Origin of the sequence: Xanthomonas sp. SHU 199, from assembly GCF_000364665.1 — a bacterium.
GTDB classification, from domain to species: domain Bacteria; phylum Pseudomonadota; class Gammaproteobacteria; order Xanthomonadales; family Xanthomonadaceae; genus Xanthomonas_A; species Xanthomonas_A sontii.
In genome coordinates this window covers 1-5612 of sequence record NZ_AQOI01000263.1, presented here as the reverse complement: position 1 = coordinate 5612, position 5612 = coordinate 1, and the positions used below count along the sequence as shown (strand labels likewise).

Annotated in this window: 5 protein-coding genes, 1 tRNA gene and 1 other RNA gene; 4 read left to right on the top strand and 3 right to left on the bottom strand. The window is 64.0% G+C overall.

Features of this window, described 5'->3' with window-relative positions; translation table 11 throughout:
* The first annotated feature begins 133 nt into the window (after positions 1–133).
* Genes moaC through D183_RS0110115 form a run of 3 tightly spaced genes read left to right on the top strand, consistent with a single transcriptional unit; the run spans position 134 to position 1344 of the window.
* Complete coding sequence (gene moaC, locus D183_RS0110125) at positions 134–652, top strand: cyclic pyranopterin monophosphate synthase MoaC (protein ID WP_017908888.1); 519 nt, start codon at positions 134–136, stop codon at positions 650–652.
* Positions 649–894: a MoaD/ThiS family protein gene (locus tag D183_RS0110120; RefSeq protein ID WP_017908887.1), complete on the top strand. Its 246-nt coding sequence runs from the start codon at positions 649–651 to the stop codon at positions 892–894. The genes moaC and D183_RS0110120 overlap by 4 nt, the downstream gene beginning before the upstream one ends.
* Positions 895–897: 3 nt before the next feature.
* Positions 898–1344: a molybdenum cofactor biosynthesis protein MoaE gene (locus D183_RS0110115; RefSeq protein WP_017908886.1), complete on the top strand. Its 447-nt coding sequence runs from the start codon at positions 898–900 to the stop codon at positions 1342–1344.
* Between the two features lie 210 nt (positions 1345–1554).
* On the opposite strand, the gene ffs is transcribed toward D183_RS0110115, so the two are convergent.
* From ffs to D183_RS0110105, 3 genes are all read right to left on the bottom strand, one after another.
* An RNA gene (gene ffs / locus D183_RS26425) (signal recognition particle sRNA small type) lies at positions 1555–1651 on the bottom strand.
* Between the two features lie 389 nt (positions 1652–2040).
* Positions 2041–3444 (bottom strand): glycosyl hydrolase family 28-related protein, encoded by a 1404-nt coding sequence (locus D183_RS26420; RefSeq protein ID WP_081613316.1) that lies wholly within the window; start codon positions 3442–3444, stop codon positions 2041–2043.
* Between the two features lie 690 nt (positions 3445–4134).
* Positions 4135–4227: transfer RNA gene (locus D183_RS0110105), tRNA-Ser, on the bottom strand.
* A gap of 236 nt (positions 4228–4463) precedes the next feature.
* On the opposite strand from D183_RS0110105, the gene dnaX reads away from it, so the two are divergent.
* The coding region (gene dnaX, locus D183_RS0110100; RefSeq protein ID WP_017908884.1) for a DNA polymerase III subunit gamma/tau at positions 4464–5612 on the top strand (1149 nt) is incomplete at its 3' end.

Below are 5612 nucleotides of genomic sequence, written 5' to 3'. Positions count from 1 at the left end.
GAGCCGCCGCGGCAGGCGCTGCGCAGTTCGCTTTGGCGGTATCGCGACGGCCAATGGCGCATGCTGTTCCACCAAGGCACGCCGATCCCCGGCGGCGCTTGAAGATCGCGCCGTGGGAGCGGCAGCGCAATCCATGACCAAGAAGACCTCCGCCACGTCCGCGCGCGCCGCCGCGCCGGCGCTGACCCATCTGGACCCGCAGGGATTGCCGACCATGGTCGACGTCTCCGCCAAGGCTGCCACCGCGCGTGTGGCGGTGGCCGAGGCGCAGGTGCGCTTTCCCGCGGCCGTGGCCGCGCAGTTGCGCGCCGACGCGTTGCGCAGCGCCAAGGGCGGCATCGTCGACACCGCGGTGATCGCCGGCACGATGGCGGTCAAGCGCACCCACGAACTGATTCCGTTCTGCCATCCGTTGCCGATCGACGGCTGCCGCTTCGCCATCGACTGGCGCTCGCCGCAGGTGCTGGGCATCGAATGCACGGTGCGCACCGTGCACCGCACCGGCGTGGAGATGGAGGCGCTGACCGGCGCCAGCGTCGCCGCGCTGACCGTCTACGACATGTGCAAGGCGCTGACCCACGCGATGACCATCGGCCCGGTGCGGCTGGTCGGCAAGCGTGGCGGCAAGCGCGACGTCGGGAGCGTGGCATGAGCGTCCAGGTGAGCGTGCTGTACTTCGCCAGCCTGCGCGAGGCCGCGGGCCTGGAACGCGAACAGGTGCATACCGATGCGCCGAACCTGCGCGCGCTGTATGCCGAACTCGACGCGCGCCATGGCCTGCGCTGGCCGCTGGATCGCTTGCGGGTGGCGGTGGACAGCGCCTTCGTCGGCTGGGACGAGGCGGTGCGCGACGGCAGCGAAGTGGTGTTCATCCCGCCGGTTTCGGGAGGCTGAGCCATGTCCACCGAACCGCGTTTCCGGCTGGCCGACCGACCGCTCGACATCGCCACGCTGCGCGCCCCGCTGGCGCACGCCCAGGCAGGCGCCTATGCCAGCTTCGAAGGCTGGGTGCGCGACCACAACGACGGCCGCGCGGTCGACGGCCTGCACTACGAGGCCTACGCCGCACTGGCCGAGGCCGAAGGCCAACGCATCGTCGACGAGGCCCTGGCCCGCTTCGCCATCCTCGACCTGCGCTGCGTGCACCGCGTCGGCGAACTGGCGATCGGCGACTTGGCGGTGTGGGTTGGTGTGGTCGCCGCGCACCGAGGCGCCGCCTTCGACGCCTGCCGCTACGTCATCGACGAGGTCAAGGCGCGCGTGCCGATCTGGAAGCGCGAACGCTATCGCGACGGCGATGCTGGCTGGCTGCATCCGGAGGCGCAGGCGCCGCAACGCGAATAGCAGCGCGCGCGATCAGGCGTTGATCGTGTCTTCGTACAGAAGGGTGGTAACCCCGCCGGCTGACCGCGCCAGGCATCGCCTGCCGCCGTGCGGATTTCTATGCCGTCGCCACGGCCGGAACGAATGACAGGCCGGGATGGGGGTTGCTTTCTGCAGGCGCAGCCGCTGCCTGCGATCTAGGTTGATCGTTCGTCGTCGAGAAGGGTGGTAACCCCGCCGGCTGACCTCGGCGCCCGCGTCGATCGATACCGTTGCTGCCTTCCGGCCCTGGCGGGGTTTTCGACCTAGCGTCGCGAGGGGCCGACGGGGCCACCATAGAGACGAAACCGCGCCGTGGCGCGGTCTTCTCCTCATCGAAACGCGCTACTTGCGGCAGAGCGTTTCAGCGGGGAGGTGCATTCGGAGTTGCCGAAGAAGTAGGCACGCTGCCCAGTCCCTCAATTCCAGACGCGGCAGAGCGTTCTTTGTCCCGCACTGCCGCGCGCATTGTAGCTGGTTGGTCTAGCTCCAGGCTAGTCTGCGCTGCGGTTGACCGGCCGCGCAGTGGGATGGGGCGACGAGGGGCAGAACTCGCCTCCTACCCGGTTCTCCTACCCGGTTCGAACGCGGGTGTTCGATCAAAGAGGCAGGCGCCTGATTGGCGCCTGCCCTTCATTCCGCGGCCTACCTATGTACGATCTCGGATAGCTGGACCTTTCAGGCCGGGTAGCTCTGGTTCGTGCCGCCAACCAAGGTTCCACCTTCCAAGCCCAGTCCCAGGCTGCGCTCGTTGGATGCGGTGCCTAGCGAACTGTCTTGGAATGCAATGCCCCATCGACAGTAATTGGCGCTCGATGGGTTGTTGATCCCGCCACCCCATAGATTCCCATGAGAATGCACCATGGACGAAGCGGAGCCGACAAAGCACCCCGATTGGGTTGTCAAGTCTCGGTTCGTGCTGCCATCCGAATTATAAGCGGATACATGGTTGCCGAATATCGAAACGCCAATGGCATTGTCGATATAGATTGGGCATCCCCTGTAGTACTGGAGGATGTTGCTATTGATGGAGATTTGCCATCCGCCGGCAACGCCTTCGAATTGCTGTACCTTCACGAATCCAAGATCGAAGCCATAACCTACGCCTGTGTTATGGTGAATGTTGATGAAATTTGGAACGCTGGATGCGTTCAGTGCTCTGATGAGGATGCTGTAATTAAATGCGCCATCGAGCATGTTGTCATGAATTTCTCCATGGGCCACGATGGACTTGGATTCAATCAGGATGCTGTTTTCGGCTTGTCCGCCGATATAGTTATCCGAGATGGTGAAACGCTCCGCGCTCCTGATCCTGATGCCGAAGCGAATGCCGGCATTTAATACCTTGGATACCGTTACGCCATTCGTGGTGACGTCGGTGGGTGCGCTGGGTCCGTAGCCTCCGATCCTGCAGTGCGAAATGTTGATATTGTCGTTGCGGGTGGAGTTGGAGGTGGTATCCATGTAGATGCCACACTCGGTATCCTGCAATCCTTCGCGGTTGGCATCCCATATCCCATTGAAGTTGCAGCGATCGATCCAGATGTTGTAGCTGTCGCGCATGTAGATGTTGTTGCGGTTTCCTTCGAACCAGCAGTCTGTTATGCGTACATTCTGGCCGCTGAGGATTTGCAGGTGCGATCCCGTAGTGTTCCTGTTGGTGACGCTGGTCGACGTGCCAGGGACATACGTATCGCCGTTGTTGAACGAGTAGTAATGCCAGAAAAATACTCCCGATACCGTGACATTGCCGGCGCTCGCGGAAGTGCTCCCGACTTGCAGGGTGTCGCCGTACGTGTTCGTCCTGAGGATCCTGCAGTTCTCTGGCGTCGATCCGATCAAGTGGAGACCCGGTCGCGCGACGAGGGTGGCGCTGACTTTATAAACGCCATCCGGGAGATATACCTTGTTGGATGCATCCAGAGCGCGTTGAAACGCGGCAGTGTCATCGGTGGTGCTGTCTCCAACTGCACCGAAGTCTCTTACGCTGACGAATTCGGTGAGCTTGTTCATGACGCTGCGCGTAACCGAGCCCGCACCTGCCTGATTGAACGTGACGTTGGATGCGTCGATGTCTGCCATGGGATTTTCCTTCGATGGGAGGACGGCTGAATGATTGAATGCCTATCAGCTTCTTTTTTGCGTTTTCTTTTTTGGGGAGGGTTGGTGAGGTGTTGTCTTCTAGGCTCGGCTCGCCGCTTTGCAATTGCGTGAATGGCGGCTTGTCGACTGTGGTGCATTGCTTGGTGGACTTGGAGTTTCCATCTTGGTACTCCCGTCTCTCACGGATTGAGACGGTGATGGCCGCCGTGCTGTGCGTTCGGACTGGGGCCAAGCACTCTGGTCTAGAAGGAACTATCGAAGAGCGGAATCTGCCAGCGAATGTCTGCGCGGTACGAGCGTCCGATACGCTTCTGCTTGATACGGGGCAGGGCGGTGTGAGCCCGCGTTCGACCTCGCCGGCGGCCGGCGATTGGACGTGCGTCTAAAGCCCATGGGGAGCCGCGTCAGTCGAGAGGAGGGGCAGATGCGGTGCGGCCGGTGTCCGACAGCCTGCGCGTATGCCAAGCCGTAATGCAAAAAAAACCCCTGCATGCGCAGGGGTTTGTTTACTTCGGAGAGAGAGGGGATTCATTCGGCATCTTGGATGCCTTGAGCTGCGCGCGGCTTCGCCGTGTCGGTCACTAGGTCAGCTTTAGAATCCCGGGGCTTTCATCCCCTCCCAGACGCACGCAAAACGCGCGCGACTGAGCCATCTCAACACTTTCAATCTGGCGGAGAGAGGGGGATTCGAACCCCCGAAGCGCGGTTTAGACGCTTACACACTTTCCAGGCGTGCTCCTTCAACCACTCGGACACCTCTCCGGGTCTTGCGCGGGCCATGCGGTCCGGGCAAGGGCGGGAATTCTAGCCGTCATGGCCGCCGTTCACAAGGCGAGCCGCCGCGGCTGCGCTGACCGGCGTCACCTTTGCCCTGTTCATCGTCGCAGGCAGCCCTGCGCCAAAGGTCGGCGCGCGCGTGATGGCGGCTGACCGGGCTACTGAACGATCGCGATGGCCCGGCGTGGCACAATGGTGGTTCAGATGAAGACGGTCGCCTGATGTCCTATCTCGTTCTCGCCCGCAAGTGGCGCCCCAAGCGTTTCGCCGAGCTGGTGGGGCAGGAGCATGTGGTCCGCGCGCTCACCAACGCGCTGGACAGCGGCCGGGTGCACCACGCCTTTCTGTTCACCGGCACCCGCGGCGTCGGCAAGACCACCATCGCGCGCATCTTCGCCAAGTCGCTGAACTGCGAGCAGGGCACCAGCGCCGACCCGTGCGGTCAGTGCGCGGCCTGCCTGGACATCGACGCCGGCCGCTACATCGACCTGCTGGAGATCGACGCCGCGTCCAACACCGGTGTGGACGACGTGCGCGAGGTGATCGAGAACGCGCAGTACATGCCCTCGCGCGGCAAGTTCAAGGTCTACCTGATCGACGAAGTGCACATGCTCTCCAAGGCGGCGTTCAACGCGCTGCTGAAGACCCTGGAAGAGCCGCCGGAGCACGTGAAGTTCCTGCTCGCCACCACCGACCCGCAGAAGTTGCCGGTGACGGTGCTGTCGCGCTGCCTGCAGTTCAACCTCAAGCGCCTGGACGAGGAGCAGATCCAGGGGCAGATGACCAAGATCCTGGCCGCCGAGCAGATCGAGGTGGATGCCTCGGCGATCGTGCAGCTGGCCAAGGCCGCCGACGGCAGCCTGCGCGACGGCCTGTCGCTGCTCGACCAGGCCATCGCCTATGCCGGCGGTGCGCTGCGCGACGACGTGGTGCGAACGATGCTGGGTACGGTCGATCGCACCCAGGTCGGGGCGATGCTGGACGCCCTGGCCGATGCCGATGGGCAGCGGCTGCTGCAGGTGGTGGCCGGGCTGGCCGAGTTCTCGCCCGACTGGGGCGGGGTGCTGGAGGCGCTGGCCGAGGCCTTGCATCGCATCCAGGTGCGGCAACTGGTGCCTGGCGCGGCCATGCCGGCGCTGGACGGACTGGACCCCGCGCCGCTGGCCGAGCGCCTGCGGCCGGAGATCGTGCAGCTGTGGTACCAGATGGCGCTGAACGGGCGCCGCGACCTGTACCTGGCGCCGAGTCCGCGCGCCGGCTTCGAGATGGCGCTGCTGCGCATGCTGGCATTCCGGCCGATGGGCGCCGCGGCGCTGCCGGCCGGCACCGCGACCGGCGCGGCGGCGCAAGGACACGGCACTGCGCCGGCC

Coding starts and splice junctions, on each gene's coding strand:
- D183_RS26420 (WP_081613316.1), bottom strand. CDS start 3,444: ATGGCAGACATCGACGCATCCAACGTCACGTTCAATCAGGCAGGTGCG.
- moaC (WP_017908888.1), top strand. CDS start 134: ATGACCAAGAAGACCTCCGCCACGTCCGCGCGCGCCGCCGCGCCGGCG.
- D183_RS0110115 (WP_017908886.1), top strand. CDS start 898: ATGTCCACCGAACCGCGTTTCCGGCTGGCCGACCGACCGCTCGACATC.
- D183_RS0110120 (WP_017908887.1), top strand. CDS start 649: ATGAGCGTCCAGGTGAGCGTGCTGTACTTCGCCAGCCTGCGCGAGGCC.